The organism is Stenotrophomonas sp. STEN021 (assembly GCF_056760175.1).
This window is the reverse complement of sequence record NZ_JBRREH010000042.1, coordinates 23,367-39,842: the sequence shown is the minus strand read 5'-3', so window position 1 is coordinate 39,842 and position 16,476 is coordinate 23,367. Positions and strand designations below refer to the sequence as shown.

General features: G+C 61.7%; 15 protein-coding genes. 7 read left to right on the top strand and 8 right to left on the bottom strand.

The genetic code is table 11. From position 1 onward, the window contains the following. Positions 1-317: 317 nt before the first annotated feature. On the top strand, positions 318-1,436 hold the full coding sequence (locus ACVOL0_RS10925) for an alkene reductase (protein WP_481549117.1): 1,119 nt from the start codon (positions 318-320) through the stop codon (positions 1,434-1,436). 185 nt (positions 1,437-1,621) lie between these two features. Here ACVOL0_RS10925 and ACVOL0_RS10920 read toward each other — a convergent pair whose 3' ends face one another. From ACVOL0_RS10920 to ACVOL0_RS10910, 3 genes are all read right to left on the bottom strand, one after another. Then, positions 1,622-2,869 (bottom strand): hypothetical protein, encoded by a 1,248-nt coding sequence (locus ACVOL0_RS10920; RefSeq protein WP_481549116.1) that lies wholly within the window; start codon positions 2,867-2,869, stop codon positions 1,622-1,624. A 240-nt stretch (positions 2,870-3,109) separates the two neighbouring features. After that, a complete protein-coding gene (locus ACVOL0_RS10915) occupies positions 3,110-3,778 on the bottom strand; it encodes a hypothetical protein (protein ID WP_481549115.1) in 669 nt (222 codons plus the stop codon). Between the two features lie 287 nt (positions 3,779-4,065). Next, positions 4,066-5,304, bottom strand: coding sequence for an MFS transporter (locus tag ACVOL0_RS10910; RefSeq protein WP_481549114.1), 1,239 nt, complete (start codon positions 5,302-5,304; stop codon positions 4,066-4,068). A 97-nt stretch (positions 5,305-5,401) separates the two neighbouring features. Between ACVOL0_RS10910 and ACVOL0_RS10905 the strand changes: the two genes are divergently transcribed. Next, a complete protein-coding gene (locus ACVOL0_RS10905) occupies positions 5,402-5,848 on the top strand; it encodes a winged helix-turn-helix transcriptional regulator (protein ID WP_481549113.1) in 447 nt (148 codons plus the stop codon). A gap of 430 nt (positions 5,849-6,278) precedes the next feature. Here ACVOL0_RS10905 and ACVOL0_RS10900 read toward each other — a convergent pair whose 3' ends face one another. Together ACVOL0_RS10900 and ACVOL0_RS10895 are read right to left on the bottom strand one after the other, a co-directional pair. Beyond that, entirely contained in the window at positions 6,279-6,863 is a 585-nt protein-coding gene (locus ACVOL0_RS10900) for a hypothetical protein (RefSeq protein WP_481549112.1), read from the bottom strand. 232 nt (positions 6,864-7,095) lie between these two features. Beyond that, the gene (locus ACVOL0_RS10895; RefSeq protein ID WP_481549111.1) at positions 7,096-7,836 is read right to left on the bottom strand and encodes a hypothetical protein; all 741 of its coding nucleotides are present in this window, start codon (positions 7,834-7,836) and stop codon (positions 7,096-7,098) included. 539 nt (positions 7,837-8,375) lie between these two features. On the opposite strand from ACVOL0_RS10895, the gene ACVOL0_RS10890 reads away from it, so the two are divergent. Continuing rightward, complete coding sequence (locus ACVOL0_RS10890; RefSeq protein ID WP_481549110.1) at positions 8,376-8,963, top strand: hypothetical protein; 588 nt, start codon at positions 8,376-8,378, stop codon at positions 8,961-8,963. 181 nt (positions 8,964-9,144) lie between these two features. Here ACVOL0_RS10890 and ACVOL0_RS10885 read toward each other — a convergent pair whose 3' ends face one another. From ACVOL0_RS10885 to ACVOL0_RS10875, 3 genes are all read right to left on the bottom strand, one after another. Next, a complete protein-coding gene (locus ACVOL0_RS10885; RefSeq protein WP_481549109.1) occupies positions 9,145-9,981 on the bottom strand; it encodes a TSCPD domain-containing protein in 837 nt (278 codons plus the stop codon). An 84-nt stretch (positions 9,982-10,065) separates the two neighbouring features. Next, the gene (locus tag ACVOL0_RS10880; RefSeq protein WP_481549108.1) at positions 10,066-10,872 is read right to left on the bottom strand and encodes a histone; all 807 of its coding nucleotides are present in this window, start codon (positions 10,870-10,872) and stop codon (positions 10,066-10,068) included. A gap of 145 nt (positions 10,873-11,017) precedes the next feature. Next, positions 11,018-13,168 carry an adenosylcobalamin-dependent ribonucleoside-diphosphate reductase gene (locus ACVOL0_RS10875; RefSeq protein WP_481549107.1) on the bottom strand — a complete coding sequence of 717 codons (2,151 nt, stop codon included), beginning with the start codon at positions 13,166-13,168 and terminating at the stop codon, positions 11,018-11,020. Positions 13,169-13,629: 461 nt separating this feature from the next. On the opposite strand from ACVOL0_RS10875, the gene ACVOL0_RS10870 reads away from it, so the two are divergent. The 4 genes from ACVOL0_RS10870 to ACVOL0_RS10855 all read left to right on the top strand — a co-directional run bounded on the left by ACVOL0_RS10870 (position 13,630) and on the right by ACVOL0_RS10855 (position 16,462). After that, positions 13,630-15,060 carry a Do family serine endopeptidase gene (locus ACVOL0_RS10870; protein ID WP_481513308.1) on the top strand — a complete coding sequence of 477 codons (1,431 nt, stop codon included), beginning with the start codon at positions 13,630-13,632 and terminating at the stop codon, positions 15,058-15,060. A 120-nt stretch (positions 15,061-15,180) separates the two neighbouring features. Continuing rightward, the gene (locus ACVOL0_RS10865) at positions 15,181-15,540 is read left to right on the top strand and encodes a hypothetical protein (RefSeq protein WP_296246876.1); all 360 of its coding nucleotides are present in this window, start codon (positions 15,181-15,183) and stop codon (positions 15,538-15,540) included. A gap of 5 nt (positions 15,541-15,545) precedes the next feature. Continuing rightward, positions 15,546-16,031 carry a phage holin family protein gene (locus ACVOL0_RS10860; RefSeq protein ID WP_481549106.1) on the top strand — a complete coding sequence of 162 codons (486 nt, stop codon included), beginning with the start codon at positions 15,546-15,548 and terminating at the stop codon, positions 16,029-16,031. Continuing rightward, positions 16,028-16,462, top strand: a complete 435-nt coding sequence (locus tag ACVOL0_RS10855; protein WP_481549105.1) for a protein sip-5 — start codon at positions 16,028-16,030, stop codon at positions 16,460-16,462. The genes ACVOL0_RS10860 and ACVOL0_RS10855 overlap by 4 nt, the downstream gene beginning before the upstream one ends. Positions 16,463-16,476: the final 14 nt, after the last annotated feature.

The following is a 16,476-nucleotide window of genomic DNA, read 5'->3' as shown; positions in this document are numbered from 1 at the left end:
CCCAAATATCCCCCTACAAAAATTCACCCACCCCCTTCCTCGCGCGGCTTGGGCCCAACCCGCCCGCGGGCCCGCCCCCGCTCCCACAAAAGATAAGGACCGCCTCAGGCGGCAATCAAGCTTCTGCTGGCGCCGGGATTCCGGCCAACACCCGGAGCATCCCCAAACCGCAACTCTGCTTTCCATCTCAGCGCGTTGTGGGCAGATACCCCCGTGCCCATGTCTTTGGGGTCAGCGACCTCGCACCTGCCCAGCCGCAGCAGTCATGCGCAGTCACCAGGCCATGCCCTCCCCTTTCGCTTTCCCGGAACACTGAAATGACCTCGCTTTTCGAACCGTACACGCTTGCAGGAACCACTCTTTCCAACCGCATCGTCATGGCGCCGATGACCCGTTCGCGCGCGCCGGATGACATCGCCGACGAGCGCGTGGCGCTGTACTACGCCCAGCGCGCCAGCGCAGGACTGATCGTCAGCGAAGGCACACCGATCTCGCGCGAAGGCCAGGGCTATCTGTTCAATCCAGGCATCTACACGCCCGCGCAGATTGAAGGCTGGCGCCTGACCACCAACTCGGTGCATGCGCTCGGCGGCAAGATCGTCGCGCAGTTATGGCACGTCGGCCGCATGTCGCACCCGTCGATCCAGGACCAAGGCCACACACCGGTCAGCGCCAGCAGCAAGCAACCCGCCAACTCCAAGGCCTTCGGTTACAACGAGCAAGGCGAACCCGGCATGGTCGATCCGCCAGCGCCGCGCCAGCTGAGCACCGAAGAAGTGGCGCGAGTGGTGAACGACTTTGCCCAGGCCGCGCAGAACGCGATTGATGCAGGCTTCGATGGCGTGGAAATCCACGGCGCCAACGGCTACCTGCACGAGCAGTTCCTCAACCCGCTGGTCAACGACCGAACCGATCAATACTCGGCCGATACGCTGGAGAATCGCATCCGTTTCACGTTGGAAGTGATCGACGCCATCGTCGCGCGCATCGGCGCTGCCCGCACTGGCATCCGCCTCTCGCCTTACGGCAACATTTTTGACATGCCGGCGTACCCGCAGACCGATGAGACTTACACAGCGCTTGCGGAGGCCATCGGCGAGCGCAAGCTGGGCTTCGTGCACCTGATGAACCAGGCCGGCTACTCAAGCAGCGAGCCAGGTCAGACCGGCTTCAACACGCTGCTCAAGACCATCAAGAGCAAGTTGCCGGAAACCACCTTGATTCTTGCCGGCGGGCTGAACCGCGAATCAGCCCAAGCGCTGATCAACGAAGGCCTGATCGACCTGGTCGGCTTTGGCGTTCCTTTCATCAGCAACCCGGACCTGGTCGCACGCCTGCGTCACGGCTACCCGCTGGCCAAGGCAGATCCGAGTACGTTCTACGGCGGAAACAGCAAGGGCTACATCGACTACCCGCCTTATATCGCTGCGGGCTGACACCAGGCTCCACCCGATGTTTTGCAGGAGCGGCGTCAGCCGCGAAGCCACAGATCTGAAAGCCGTCTGCTTACCGTAGTTGCACGGCACCCGGGTGCGCGCAGGCGCCCAGCTTCGCGACTCACGTCGTTCCTGCAAGGCGCACATCGCTTGTCGCAAGCGATGTCCCGCAAGCCATATCAATTCTAGAACTGCCCCCGCTCGACACCCTGCATCCATGTGTCCGGCCTCGGTGCCCAATCGCCTTCGCCAAGTACCGCTTCGAGCAGGTTCTGGATCGGGTAACCCAGGTGCTGTTCCGCTGCCAGGCCCCCATCACTCATCTGTGCTGTTGCAACGAACATTCGGAATGACCGTTCATCTCCCGCCGCAAGCGCGGTGATCTTCTTGGCCAGATCGTAGGAGAGCCGGTTGCCATCGTCTGCAGCGAGGAAGGATTTTCCCGACCAGAAGGCCTGGATGCTCTCTTCGTTCCAGTAGGCCGCGTGTTGGGCGGCAACCTCATGCGGGAAATACATCTGCGCACCGGGCGCTGCCAGCTGCGGGTACAACGTGTGCTCGGTGTTCACCGCCAAGCCTTCGTTCAACCATGCAGGAATCGGCAGATGCTGCAGCAGGCAGTGCGTGAGCTCATGCGCGATCACCGGCTCCATCGCATCCATGATCTCCAGCGGCATCACGAAATGCCCGTACCCGGCCTTGATGAACATGCCAGATGACATGGCGTACTCGCCGTCCTCCGGGTAGTAGTGTGAGACATAGGCGTAGTAGTCCTCCTGGTCGGCAAACACCATCACCACGTGCTTGCCCTGGTTCTGCTCGGCGGCAAGCTCGCCCAGGTTGCGGTTGATGCACGACAGCAGACGCTGGCAGCTTGCAAGGAATACCTCGCCGGGCCGTACCATCAGGTTCGACAACAGCAGGAAATCCGCGGACTCGGTGATCCGGTAGTGCTCACCCAGACGCTGGTTGAGCGCCTCCAGCCATTCCTTTGCCGCGGACGTACGATGGATGTGCGTGGCAACGCCATCCATTCCCGCTGGCGCGTCTTCGTCGATGCGCCCCCAGTCCGCGATCGGCAAACCGGTACCGTCGTACCAATGCATACGCACCGGTACACGCGGCAGCGCCGCCACCGGCTTCTGCGTCTTTTCCCGGGAAAAATAGGTGGCCAGCCATCCGATCAGGATGAAAAGCAGCAAAAACCCAAGCACCAGGAACAATACGCCTATGTCCTTGTCGCGCCGCTGCCCGGTTTCGGAATAGTAGAGCCGCGCGGCCGCTGTTGTGGCCAATGGCGCGATCACCGCATTGGTGGCAGGCGGTGGCGTTGCGATCACTACACCCCCGGTAGCCGCAACAACTTCGGGCGCGGCAAGCGCGCCCATCCCGGCCTGCGCCATCAACAGAACAAGGAGCAGCAGAAACCTCATGCCGCGCTCCCCTCTACCGCCAGCAGGCAGCGCCGTATATCAGTCCCGCGTAGCCGTACCGCTGCCGACGGCATACCGCTGGCCGCATCGCGCATCCGTTCGATCACACCACACCTCCCTGTGCCTGACGCGCATGATAGTTCCTGCACGCCTTTTGATGGCACCGTATTGCCTCCATCAGCGGGCTGCTCCCGTGCACTCTGCAGGAGCAGCGACGGCGGCAGAACAACACAGCGCGGGCTACGCTGCGTCCTCGCAGCTGCCGTCGCCCTTCAGCAATGCAGGGTCCAGCGGCCGCACTTCATCGATGAGCGCACGCTGTTCGGCGCTGGGGTTGCCCAGCCAAACCGCCTTGCACTGCGAAACCAGCCGGCCAACCAAGCGCGCCTGCTCCGGCTGATAGAGCATCGCCAACGCGTGCTCACCGCATTGATGCGCCTGGCAGGCGGTGTAATACCACCAGGTCTCGCGACCCAGTGTCTTCGGCACGCCCGGTGCGCTGGGGCCGCTGAGCAGCCGCTCGCGCTGCGACGGCATGTCCGGATCGGCAACATCGTACTGCGCCGCCTCCTTCAACAATGCGTCAAACGCCGCACTCAGCCTGACATCAGCGCGACCGCAGTTGTCCACGGTATTGCCGCCAACCAGGGTGAAAAAGTGCGTCGCCAGCGGGGCTTCCTCGCAGCTTGGCTCATAGTCGAACGCGGCCGGCGTGGGTGCATCACCCTCGGGGTCCCCTTCTTCATAAGGAGACGATTCGGTGTCCACGATCCCGTCATCAGGTTCTGCACTGGCCTGCGCCTCGGGCGCTGGCGCCGCAGCAGTGGCCTCTGCATCACCTGCAGGCACTGGCTTGCAACCCAGCAACAGGCCCACCAACAACGACACACCCAGAATCCGCACTTTCATTTTCCACCCCAAGATGATCAACAGACCGCGTCCAATGCTTTCCCCATGGCACCATGGAGGCCCGCTGATTGTAGCGTCCACCACCATGGGAGACGGCCCCGACTTTTGTAGGAGCGGCGTAAGCCGCGAAGCCGACGCACTCAAACAGCCTCATCGCCAGCACGCCACATATTCAACCGGTTTCGCGAGCAACCTCACTCCCGCGGGAAGCGACGCTGCCACTGCGCGGCCAGCACAGCGACGCCATACCCCTCACAGCAGCCGGCCGCAGCGCATGCCCCGGTCTGCTACCGCGAAGGTCCAGGCATGAACCGCCGCGTGGCAAGCCAGAACAACAAGGCGACGCAGCAGGTAACAGCGCCCAGCATACAGACGCCGCTCCAGCCTGCATGAACATACGTCGTCGTGGCGGCGATGGCCCCCATCCCGCTGCCTGCTGCGTAGAACAGCATGTAAAGCCCGACCAGCCGACTATGTGCTTCAGGCCGCTCGCGAAGGATCATGCTCTGGTTGCTCACGTGCAGCGCCTGCCCACCAAGGTCCAGCAACACAATGCCGAGCGCCAGCGCCCACAACGACACCGGCATCAAGGACAACGGCCACCACGCCAACAACAGCACCAACAGCGCCATCGCCGTGACGGTCTGGCCACGCCCCTTGTCCACCCAGCGCCCCGCACCGGCAGCGCCCAGTGCGCCAATCACGCCCACCAGACCGAATGCGCCAATCACCGTGTGTGAGTAGCCGTAGGGTGGCGCACTCAACGGCAGCACCAGCGCGCTCCAGAAGATGTTGAACGCGGCGAACATCAGCAGCGCCAGCATTCCTCTGATCTGCAGTACCCGATCCTCTCGCAGCAGGCGCGCCATCGAGTCGATCAGCTGCAGGTAGCCCAGGCTCACTGGCGCTACAGGCAATCGTGGCAGTTTGCGATGAAGCAGGCCGGCCAGCAGCAACATTGCCAGTGCAGAAACGACGTAAACGCTGCGCCAGCCGCCCAGATCGGCGATGCCACCCGCAACCACCCGCGCCATCAACAGGCCGATGAACACACCGGCCTGCGCGGCACCCACCACCCGCCCACGCTCGCCGTCACCCGCAGCGCTGGCCGCGTAGGCAATCAGGCCCTGCGTCATCGCCGTGCCGAGCAGACCAATCGCCAGCATGCCCGCCAGCAACAGCCACGGTGATTGCACCCAGCCCACCCACAACAGCGCGACCACCAAGCCCAGTTGCTGGACCAGCATCAGGCGGCGGCGCTCCATCCTGTCGCCCAAGGGCACGAGCAGCAGCAAGGCCAAGGCGCTGCCGATCTGGGTTGCGGTCACCACGCTGCCAACCGCAGCCAGACTGATGCCCAGCGATGCAGCAAGCAGGTCCAGCAGGGGCTGCGCGTAGTACACATTGGCAACGCACAACCCGCTGGCGATGGCGAACAGCCATACCAGATCGGCAGGCAGCGCCTGACCTACCCGCGTCACAGCTGCCTCGGGGCGTTCCAAAGCACTTTCCAAAGGCAGGTTCATGGCGCATCCGAATCCAGTTGCATATCGCAACCAGATGCATGCTAGCGAACTGTGGTTTTAAAATGCAACTACAATGGGTTCAACCACAGGAGTCGCCATGTCCCGCCGCAGCCTCGAATCCGACTCCCCCTGCCCGGTAGCCCGCAGCCTCGACCTTGTCGGCGACCGCTGGTCGCTGCTCATCCTGCGCGACGCATTCGATGGCGTGCGCCGCTTCGGCGACTTCCAGCGCAGCCTGGGCATGGCCCGCAACATCCTCACCGACCGCCTGCGCAAACTCGTGGATGCCGATATCCTGCAGCTGCATGCCGCATCGGACGGCACGGCGTACCAGGAATACGTGCTCACCCCGAAGGGTGAGAGCCTGTTCCCCATCCTCGTCGCCCTGCGCCAATGGGGCGAGCAGCACCTGTACGAGCGGGGCGAGCGGCATTCGCAGCTGCTGGACAACCGCACCGGCAAGCCGGTTCCGTTGATGCGGCTGCAGGGGGTTGATGGAGCGCTGTTGAAGGCAGCGGATACAAGGGTGCGCAAGTTGGTGTGATGCCGCGGATGTGGCCTGGGATACGAACCATCTCGGGGATTCGGGGCGACGCCCCCTTATCGATCAGACCCGGCTTCCTTGAAGCAATCCCTGCGCCTACAGGACAGGAGCTAAGCCAGCACAGCCCATGATTGGTTTCAATTTCTTTACGATTAAAAAAGATACAGGTCGGGAAAAAACAGATACGCCTTGATAGATAGAGGTTTCCACAAAGTACAACGTGCACCTATCCGGCCATTTCTTGGCGATTGCCTTGTCGATTCCGCGATAACAGCGCAGCAAGTCCAGTCGTTCCTGGGACACAATACCAACCAGCGAACGAAGGCCAGAGCGAAAACCAGACTCTGCCCGTGTTTCGCCCCTGTTTTTGCACTATCAACAAAATAGTTGACAGCGGAGGCCCCGCTCTGTCCCCCCCGCTTTTCTCTTCTCAGGGACCCTCTGCAAGGTGAGGCCATTCTTTCTCGAGCTCTCCAAGCCTCAGCCGCTCTTCAATCAACAAGGCTGAGACATTCGTTGCCGCCACCCCGTCCATCGCAGTGAGTTGGCGATAGCGCTCACCAAGCTTCCCGATATTTGCTCTCAGCTCTCTGATTTCCGATCTCGCTTTGCGCTCTTCCACGAGGTAGCACTGCTGCGCCCTGTTGCTCACTGCCGCACCCAGCAGTGCTCCCCCCATTCCTGTCAACATCACATTTAGCAAGGAAATAAAATGGCGCAAATCCTCGAGCGAATCAACTGAGCGCCCCGCTTTTTCCAGGGCTCGTACCAGGCCATCAAACACATGTTGGAATTGAGTTCCGATCAACAAAGCAATCAAGGACACTGCAAAGAGACGCCACGGTTTCGCGTATGTCTTTGCGTCGACAAACTGGTAGAGCACAACGCACGTTAGGAGGACGAAGACCACTTCCATCAGAAGGTTCAACCAAAGAAAGACACCACCAACAATCGGCAGCTCCCTCCAATTCTTGAGAATATAGGAGGGCGACCCAGACCACTGCTTCTCAAGCATTACGTATCCCGCATGCGCTGCGTTCAACTAAGCTACGCTGCCCTATCCGCTCACTCTTTCGAAAGTGAACCTGACGCCGTTCGTGGCCATTCTAGAAAGCCAACAGCACGCTACGAGCAAGGGCCTGATAGGGAACCCTGCTCTGCCCCTGTTTTCATATCCCCATTTTTCACACTGAGCCAGAGCAAAAACCTCGCTCTGGCACCAGATTGCCGCTGCTGACCAACCTCGATCAGGTCAGGCCCAGAGTCTGCGACTTCAACTCTTCCTGGCACTGCTCACCAGAACGCTTCAAGCGCGCCTTGAGCTCGGCGGCGCTGTTTCCAAGCAGTTCTTCATGGCTGGGGGCATCATCGCTGTACTCCGGGACCCGCGCGCAGAAGCCCTCGGCCAGAAGCTTGCCCGTACGCGTATCGATCAAACGCAGTTTCACGCTGTAGATGACCCGATAGTTGTTCCAATCGGTCGGGAAGTACGCAAAGCTCCAGTTGACGGTCTGGACATCAAGCAGCAAACCCGCGCCGGGGTATTGCTTGGCCATCGCAGCAGGATTGGTCGAGTCCAGCAGGCCATCCGCCAAGCGCACTGGCACGGACAATTTCTCCGCCAGCGCCCGACTGAGTCCATCCGCAATCGCCACGGCCGGGTCTTCGATCTGGTTCTCTCTGACAATCGTATTTCCGGCGGAAATAATGGCGGCAGCACCGATCAAGCCAAACCCCGCCTTGCCGGCAGTCACCGCACCAAAGGATGGCAACTCCCGCTTGCTGACGATCACCGTCTGATGCCCCGCCTGCTGCAGCGTTGGCATATCCGCCTTGACGGTTTTTGTGCTGACACAGGCAGGCAACATACAAACTACGAACAGCGCGATAAGAACATGCCGCATACATCCCCCTTGATTAAAATGGAATGCCGATGCTCCATCACCCCCTACCCCAAGGATAGGGAGATGTGCCCGGCGCTGGATCATATCCAAATTTGCCCTGTAGAAATGCACCTTAGTAGCCAGGGCAAACTCGGCGCACCCGGGACCGTAAGAGTCGATGGGCCGAGTTTACGGGGAGTCGACACCCGAACTAGGTCACCGTTAACAACACAAGGGCCAGAGCGGAAAACCCGACTCCAGCCCAATGCTCCAAGCAGGGAAAACCGACTCCGCCGCCCGGATCTTTTCCGCGCGGATTGACTATTTGTGGGAGCGGCGTAAGCCGCGAAGCTGACATTGCTGAAGCCCTTGGCATTTGTGTGATCTGATGATGTACGTGCTTCGCGGCTTACGCCGCTCCCACAAGCCGCCAGCCCTCTTGTTTTAACGGAAGTGAACCTGCTTCCCGTTGTCCGGCTGATACTGGCAATCCAAACCCATCTAACAACAAAGGGCCAGTGCGGAAACCCGACGCTCGATCAGCACCTGCTTTCTTGCCCCTGTTTTCGCTCTCGACATATGTTTAGAAGAGCCAGGTCACTTTCAGCCTATGATCGGGATCCAATAGGGAACGAGAATTGGCCATGTCAGCAGAAGGAATCTTTGTTATGCAGGGACTGTTTGCGACCGCGACCATGCCTGTTCCGTGGCTGCCAGCGCTGACAGCTCTCTTCGGGGTTTCAATTACGCTACTCGGAAAATGGTGGACCGACCGTCGCGTCGAGTACCGGAAGGCTGCGGCCGAGCTCGCTGGAGCACTGGCTGAACTAAAAATGCATCGAGACGAGGTCGTTCGACAGGATCTTGAAAACTCTTTCAAAGAGTATGAAGCCTCTGCAAAAAGCGGAAAATTGATCCCGCTAGTCGCTCCGCTGAAAGAGGAAATGTTCCCCATAACGCGAAAATCATTGGAGACTGCTGGCGTGTTGGGCCGGAAAGCTACGGAAGACCTTACAGCAATCTACTTTCGTGCGACCGCAGTCATATCCACGATGAAATCCATCCAAGCCCTCTTCCTTGCGCCGACCCAATCAGTTGATGATTCGAGGCGAACACTCATGATCAGCACACTTTTTGGACTCGCAAGTCGGCAGGTTGCAGAATCCGTCATGGAGTACGACCAGAAGTGCATAGCACTTGAATACGAGGTCAAGAAAAAGCGCCGCTGGTAAAACTCAATCGATCAGCCTCAGACAACATGCAACCGAAGAAAATGGCGCCAACGTCTGCTCAAAGAACAAATCAAGTGGAAATTAGGTTCAACATTACACTGCAAGACGCTCTCGCCAAAATAGAGAAGGGCCAGGTTCAATCAAGCACCTGACCCCATCTCTTATCTAAGTCCTCGACCCATCAACCGCACTTGCTATACCCACAATTCAAGCAAGTCTGGCAGCCGTCCATGATCACAAGCGCCTTGGTGCTGCACTTGTGGCACATGCTGGCGCTGGCTGGGAAGCTGCCGTTGTCGGCGCTTTCGGGGTCGGCTTCAAGAACAAAAACCTCAGAAACTACCCCTCCCTGGCCCTCCCCTTCGCTTTGCGAAAGGGAGGGGGCGAGCGCGGCGCTTTGCGCCGGCGCTGCGTTTACTTCACTGTTTTTTTTTGAGCGTTCTTCGAACTGCTTGCGCTTCTCGGCGATCAGGGCGCGCTGGTGGGCGCTCATTTCCGGGTCGTGCAGCAGGCCGATGGTCTTCATGTGCTCTTCGACGATGGAGCCGAGCTCAGCCACCAGCGACGGCATGTACACGCCGCCGGCCTTGAAGTAACCGCCCTTCGGGTCGAACACGGCCTTCATTTCGTCAACGATGAAGGTGACGTCGCCGCCTTTGCGGAACACAGCGGACATGATGCGGGTCAGCGCCACGATCCACTGGAAATGCTCCATCGACTTGGAGTTGATGAAGATTTCGAACGGACGGCGCAGTTCGTGCTCGGTGCCCTGGTTGAGCACGATGTCGTTGATGGTCACGTAGAAAGCGTGCTCCACCAGCGGTGATTTGATCTTGTAGGTGCTGCCGATCAGCACTTCCGGGCGCTCGATGCGCTCGTGCATATGCACGATGTTGTCGATCGTGGATTCGTCCTGGGCCACCGTGACCGGGGCCTTGGCCGCTGCTGTTTCACGGGCTTTGTCGTCCGGAGTGACGACGGAGTAACCCTTGATTTTCTTGTCGATCTTGACGGCCATGGTGCGAATCCTGGTTATACGTTGTGGTGCTGCGATGCAGGTGGCGGCAACCCCGTCCCTGCGGGACGGGGCGCGCGGTGCGGCTTACTTGCGGGTCGCCTTCTTGGCGGCCTTCTTCACTGCGGTGGCCTTTTTGGCAACCGTCTTCTTTACAGTAGCGGCCTTCTTGGCCACAGTCTTCTTGGCCACGGCAACCTTCTTGGCAGCAGTCTTCTTGCTGACGGCTACTTTCTTGGCGACCTTCTTTTCAGTGGCCTTCACCGTCTTCTTGACGGCGGCGACCTTCTTGGCAGCCTTCTTTTCGACCTTCTTCACTGCCTTCTTGGCAGCGGCGGTCTTCTTGACGACAGCCTTGGCAATCTTCTTCTCGGTGGCCTTCACCGACTTCTTGGCGGCAGCAGCCTTCTTGCCGACGGCCTTGGCGACCTTCTTCTCGGCAGCCTTCACCGTCTTCTTGGCCGAGGCGACCTTGGTAGCAGCCTTCTTCTCGACCTTGGCGATGGCCTTCTTGGTGGCCGCACGCTTGCCGGCGCCCTTCTTCTTCAGTTCGGTGGCTTCGGCCTTGGCGTTGGCCTTGGCGGCTTCCAGCTTCTGGCGCACGGAAGCGACCTTCTTCTTTACTTCCTTCTTGGCCGCGCTGGCCTTTTTGGCGACAACCTTCTCGGCTTTCTTGACGGCCTTTTCAGCCTTCTTGACGGCCTTCTTGACCTTGGCAACCTGCTTCTTGGCGCCGGCCTCGACCTTCTTTGCACTGGCCTTCACTGCGACCACGGCGTCGCTGGCGGTTGCCGCGATGCTCTCGCCCGCGTGGGCAACGGTTTCCTTGACGGTTTCTTTCACGTTCTCGGCAACCTGGGTTACGGTCGCGGTCACACCATTACCATTGCTCATAAAGCCCTCCTAAGGGCATCGGGTCTGTAATGTGGCGATGCTATATCGAAGCCGATGCAACGTGAAACAAGCGCGCAACAGGAAGGTGGCGGCGAAGCCACCGTCATGCCCTCCCAGCGCGCGGCCGGGAGGGCGATGAAGGCACTCAGAACTTGCCGTAGTAGCCTTCTTTCAGGGCGTCGAACAGGTTGGCGGCGGTGTGCATCTCGCCGTCGTACTCGATCTGTTCGTTGCCCTTGACCTCCACCACCTGGCCGTCTTCCAGCTCGAAGCGGTAGGTGGTGTTCTCCAGATCCGCTTCCTTGACCAGCACGCCCTGGAAGGCCGCCGGGTTGAAACGGAAGGTGGTGCAGCCCTTCAGGCCCTGCTCGTGGGCGTAGCGGTAGATGTCCTTGAACTGCTCGTACGGGTAATCGGTGGGTACGTTCGCGGTCTTGGAGATCGAGCTGTCCACCCACTTCTGCGCGGCGGCCTGCACGTCCACGTGTTCCTTGGGCGAGATGTCGTCGGCGCTGATGAAGTACTCCGGCAGCTTGGCGTCAGCCTCGTCGGAGAACGGCATGGCCTTGTCGTTGACCAGCTGGCGGTAGGCCAGCAGCTCGAACGAGAACACGTCCACCTTTTCCTTGGACTTCTTGCCTTCGCGGATCACGTTGCGGCTGTAGTGGTGCGCGAACGAGGGCTCGATGCCGTTGGAGGCATTGTTGGCCAGCGACAGGCTGATGGTGCCGGTCGGGGCGATGGAGCTGTGGTGGGTGAAGCGCGAACCGACCGTGGCCAGTTCTTCCACCAGCTCCGGGGCCACCGTGGCCACGCGCTGCATGTAGCGGCTGTAGCGGGCGTGCAGCACCTTGCCGGCGATCTTCTGGCCGACCTTCCAGCCGTCCTTCTTCATTTCCGGGCGCTGGCGCAGCATGGCTGCGGTGACGTCGAACTGCTCTTCCATGATCGGGGCGGCGCCCTTCTCACGGGCCAGCTCCAGGCCGGTTTCCCAGCCGGCCACGGCCATGTCGCGGGCAATGGCTTCGGTGAACTCGCAGGATTCGGTGCTGCCGTACTTCATCTTCAGCATGGTCATGGTGCTGCCCAGGCCGAGGAAGCCCATGCCGTGGCGGCGCTTGCGCATGATCTCGTTGCGCTGCTGCTCCAGCGGCAGGCCGTTCACTTCCACCACGTTGTCCAGCATGCGGGTGAACACGCGCACCACTTCCTTGTACTCGTCCCAGTCGAACGAGGCCTTGTCGGTGAACGGGTCGCGCACGAACTTGGTCAGGTTCACCGAGCCCAGCAGGCAGGCGCCGTAGGGCGGCAGCGGCTGCTCGCCGCAGGGGTTGGTGGCGCGGATGTTCTCGCACCACCAGTTGTTGTTCATCTCGTTGACGCGGTCGATCAGGATGAAACCCGGCTCGGCGTAGTCATAGGTGGAGACCATGATCATGTCCCACAGGTGACGGGCACGGATGTGGCCGTATACCTTGCAGGCCACCAGGCCGTCATCGTGGACGATGTAGTTTTCGTGGGTCGGCCACTCGCGCCAGACCACGTCGGTGGCGTTCTGGTCGACTTCGGCCTGTTCCTTGGTGTTGATCGGGAACACCAGCTGCCAGTCGGCGTCGGTGTTGACCGCGTCCATGAAGCCGTCGGTGATCAGCAGCGACAGGTTGAACTGGCGCAGACGCCCGTCCTCGCGCTTGGCGCGGATGAAGTCCTTCACGTCCGGGTGCGACACGTCGAAGGTGCCCATCTGCGCGCCACGACGGCCACCGGCCGAGGACACGGTGAAGCACATCTTGTCGTAGATATCCATGAAGGACATCGGCCCGGAGGTGTAGGCGCCCGCGCCGGCAACGAAGGCACCGCGCGGACGCAGGGTGCTGAACTCATAGCCGATACCGCAGCCGGCCTTCAGGGTCAGGCCCGCTTCGTGGACCTTCTCCAGAATGCCGTCCATCGAGTCGGTGATGGTGCCCGACACGGTGCAGTTGATGGTGCTGGTCGCCGGCTTGTGCTGCTGCGCGCCGGCATTGGAAGTGATGCGGCCCGCCGGGATCGCGCCACGGCGCAGGGCCCAGGCGAAACGCTCGAACCAGTAGGCGCGCTTGTCGTCGGTTGCCTCGGCGTCCGCCAGGGCACGGGCCACGCGCAGGTAGGTGCCATCGATATCGGCATCCAGCGCTTCGCCCGCCTTGGTCGTGAGGCGGTACTTCTTTTCCCAGATGTCCTGCGAGGCAGGTTGCAGAGGGATCATGTCCGACTTGGTTTGATTGCTGACCACTTCCAGACGCACCGTACTCATGATTGTGGAAACTCTCCTGGGGCACCTTGCGGTGCGATTTTCTCTTCCCGAACGGGCCGGGCAGCAAAGACAACGACGCGCAGGCGCGTACTTACGCGCCTGTCGGCGGGATGAGGGGATTCCGGGAAAAACCGGTTTTCTGCATCACTGTCGCGGTCATTGCACGCCTTCCGTTGGGGTGCTTGCACCCCGAGCACTAAACCCTACTGCTTGGGGACGCTTTTCACATCAACCCAACATCTAGTGGGTGATGACCGGACCAAGCTTACCCACCCACGGGGTGATGTCAAACGAAAAATGTACGTCTTCTCTATTGCATTCCGTGCAGGGCTTGAGGCTCTTGGGATTGCGGCAATGCAGAAGTTTCATTGCCGATTTAGCCGCCCCCCGCCACACTCGTGTTCAGCAACCCGCCCCACCCCGGCGCCGCCCTCGGGCGCCCCCGCATGGAACCCCCGGCAATGCGCCCCATCCCGACCCTGCTGACCCTGGCCCTGGCAGCCGCCTTTGGTGGTTTCACCGCCACCGCCATCAATGCCCACCTGGACAACCGCGCCGACGCCGCCTCGTTGAGCACGGTATTGCCCACCACCGCCGCATTGCCGTCTGCCGTTGCCGGGCAAGCAGTGCCGTCACTGGCGCCGATGCTGGAACAGGCCATGCCGGCCGTGGTCAGCGTCAATACCAAGCAGGTGGTGCGGGTACGCAACCCCTACTTCGACGATCCATTCTTCCGCCGCCTGTTCCCGCAGGTGCCGCAGGAGCGCATCAACGAGTCGCTGGGCTCGGGCGTGATCATCGATGCAGCGCGCGGTTACGTGCTGACCAACCACCATGTGGTCGAGAACGCCGACGACGTGCAGGTCACCCTGGCAGACGGGCGCACGGTCAAGGCCGAATTCCTCGGTTCGGACCGCGACACCGACATCGCGCTGATCCGCATCCCGGCCGAAAAGCTCACCGCCCTGCCGCTGGGCAACAGCGACCAGCTGCGCGTGGGTGACTTCGTGGTGGCGATCGGCAACCCGTTCGGCTTCAGCCAGACCGTCACCTCCGGCATCGTCTCGGCGGTGGGCCGCAGTGGTATACGCGGGCTGGGCTACCAGAACTTCATCCAGACCGATGCCTCGATCAACCCGGGCAACTCCGGCGGCGCACTGGTCAACCTCAACGGCCAGCTGGTTGGCATCAATACCGCCAGCTACAACCCGCAGGGCAGCATGGCCGGCAACATCGGCCTGGGCCTGGCCATTCCGTCCAATCTTGCCCGCGACGTGGTCGAGCAGCTGATCACCAAGGGTGTGGTGGTGCGCGGCACGTTGGGCGTGGAAACGCAGAACCTGACCCCGCAGATCGCGCAGGGCCTGGGTCTGGAAGAAGCACGCGGCGCGCTGGTTACACGCGTGCTTGCCGGCTCCGGTGCAGCAGCGGCGGGGGTCAAGGCTGGCGACGTGGTCACCGCCATCAATGGGCAGCGCGTGGACAGCGCGCAGGCACTGCACAACTTTGAAGGTCTCTCCACGGTCGGCCGCACGGTTGATCTGGAAGTGCGCCGCGACGGCAAGCCGCTGCAGCTCAAGGCCACCTTGAAGGAACAACCGCGCGCCGTCGCCGGCGACACGCTGGACCCGCGCCTGAGCGGGGCTACATTCGCCGACCTGCCCGAATCGCTGCGCCAGGCCGGCATCAACGGCGTACTGGTCAGTGAAGTGGCGCGTGGCAGCCGCGCCGCGCAATCAGGTCTGGCCAGTGGTGACGTGATTCTTGCAGCCAGCAGTGGTGCCTTCACCGACCTCGCCGGCTGGCGTGCCAGCTTCGGCCAACGCCCGCCGCAGCTGGTGCTCAGCATCCTGCGCGGCGGCAGCCAGCGCGGCCAATTGATGATGCGATGATCCCTAGGTGAGCATCTTGTTGTGCTGGCGTAACGTTGTTTACACCCGGCAACTGCTATTTGTTGAGTTCTGTTGCAACCGCGCGCCATCTGGCGCACCCGCTGAAACCAGGAGATCACGATGAGCCCCACCAATACCGAGAACATGAAGGAACACCTGGGCGAGGCTGGCGCACACCTGAAGTCCGCCGCTTCCGCCGCTGGCTCAGCCGTCAAGGGCGCGGCCGGTGCCGCCGGTGACGAATTGCGTCTGGGCAAGGCCAACATGAAGGCCGAGCTGTCCGACAGCGCGCTGTCTGGCCTGGCTGCCGCTGAACTGGGCGGTGCCGCCGCCAAGGAACAGGTCGATGCCTTGATGGACAAGGGCAAGGACTTGATCGACAGCGCCGCCGACCTCATCCGTGAGCGTCCGCTGGCCTCGTTCGGCGTGGCCTTCGCCGCTGGCTGGATCATCGCCAAGCTCGCCCGCAGCAACGACTGATCGGCGTGAGCGATAACGCAACACCGCCCACTGGCGACGATTCCACCCCGGGCCAGGCGCCCGGGCTGGAAGAAAGCATCCGCCAGGTTGGCGCGGCCGGCCGGCAGACGCTGGACTCGGCTTCCAACACGCTGCGCTCCCTGCGCCGGCTGGCTTCGGCCGACCTGTCCTTGGCGCGCAGCGCGTTTGGCCGCTCATTGGCATGGAGCGGCGTGGCCATCGTGTTCGGTGCCTCGGCATGGCTGCTGTTGGCGGCCACGGCGGTGGCGATGCTGCAATACATGGGCTTGTCGCTGTTCGTCTCGCTGCTGATCCCCACCCTCACCAGCCTGGCCGTCACCGGCTACGCGATCTGGCGGGTGTCGTATTTCTTCCACCACACCGGCATGCATGCCACCCGCCGGCAGTTGTCGCGGCTGGGCCTGTTTGATGAGCCCGGCGGCGAAGACCCCGATGCCGAAGTGAAGATCCCCGGGGAGCACACACCGTGAATTTTGAAGCCCTGCAACGCCGTGTACGCCGCGCCGAAGCCGTGGTGCAGGTGCGTGGCGAGGAAACCACCCAGCAATGGAACCTGCTCAACCAGAGCTGGCGCAGTGCATGGACACCCGGCCGCATCGTGGTGGTCGGCCTGGCCGGCGGCTTCCTGGCTGGCAAGCTGGAACCCGGCGGTGCCTTCAGCGGCAGTCGCTGGCTGCAGATGATCGGCTCGGTGTCCGGGCTGGTCAGCAGCGCGCAGGCTTCGGTCGCCTCGTTTGCCGCCGCTGCGGCAGCGGCCGGGGTGATGGCCGGGCAGGCTGCGGCCGATGCAGATGAAGATGCCAGCGAGACCGAAGACGACACGCAGCCGCCCACCACTATGCGTAACAACAACACGCCACCCGGCCCCGCCGAAGCGGCGACAGAACTGTCAGAATCCTGAGCACGGCGCCACCG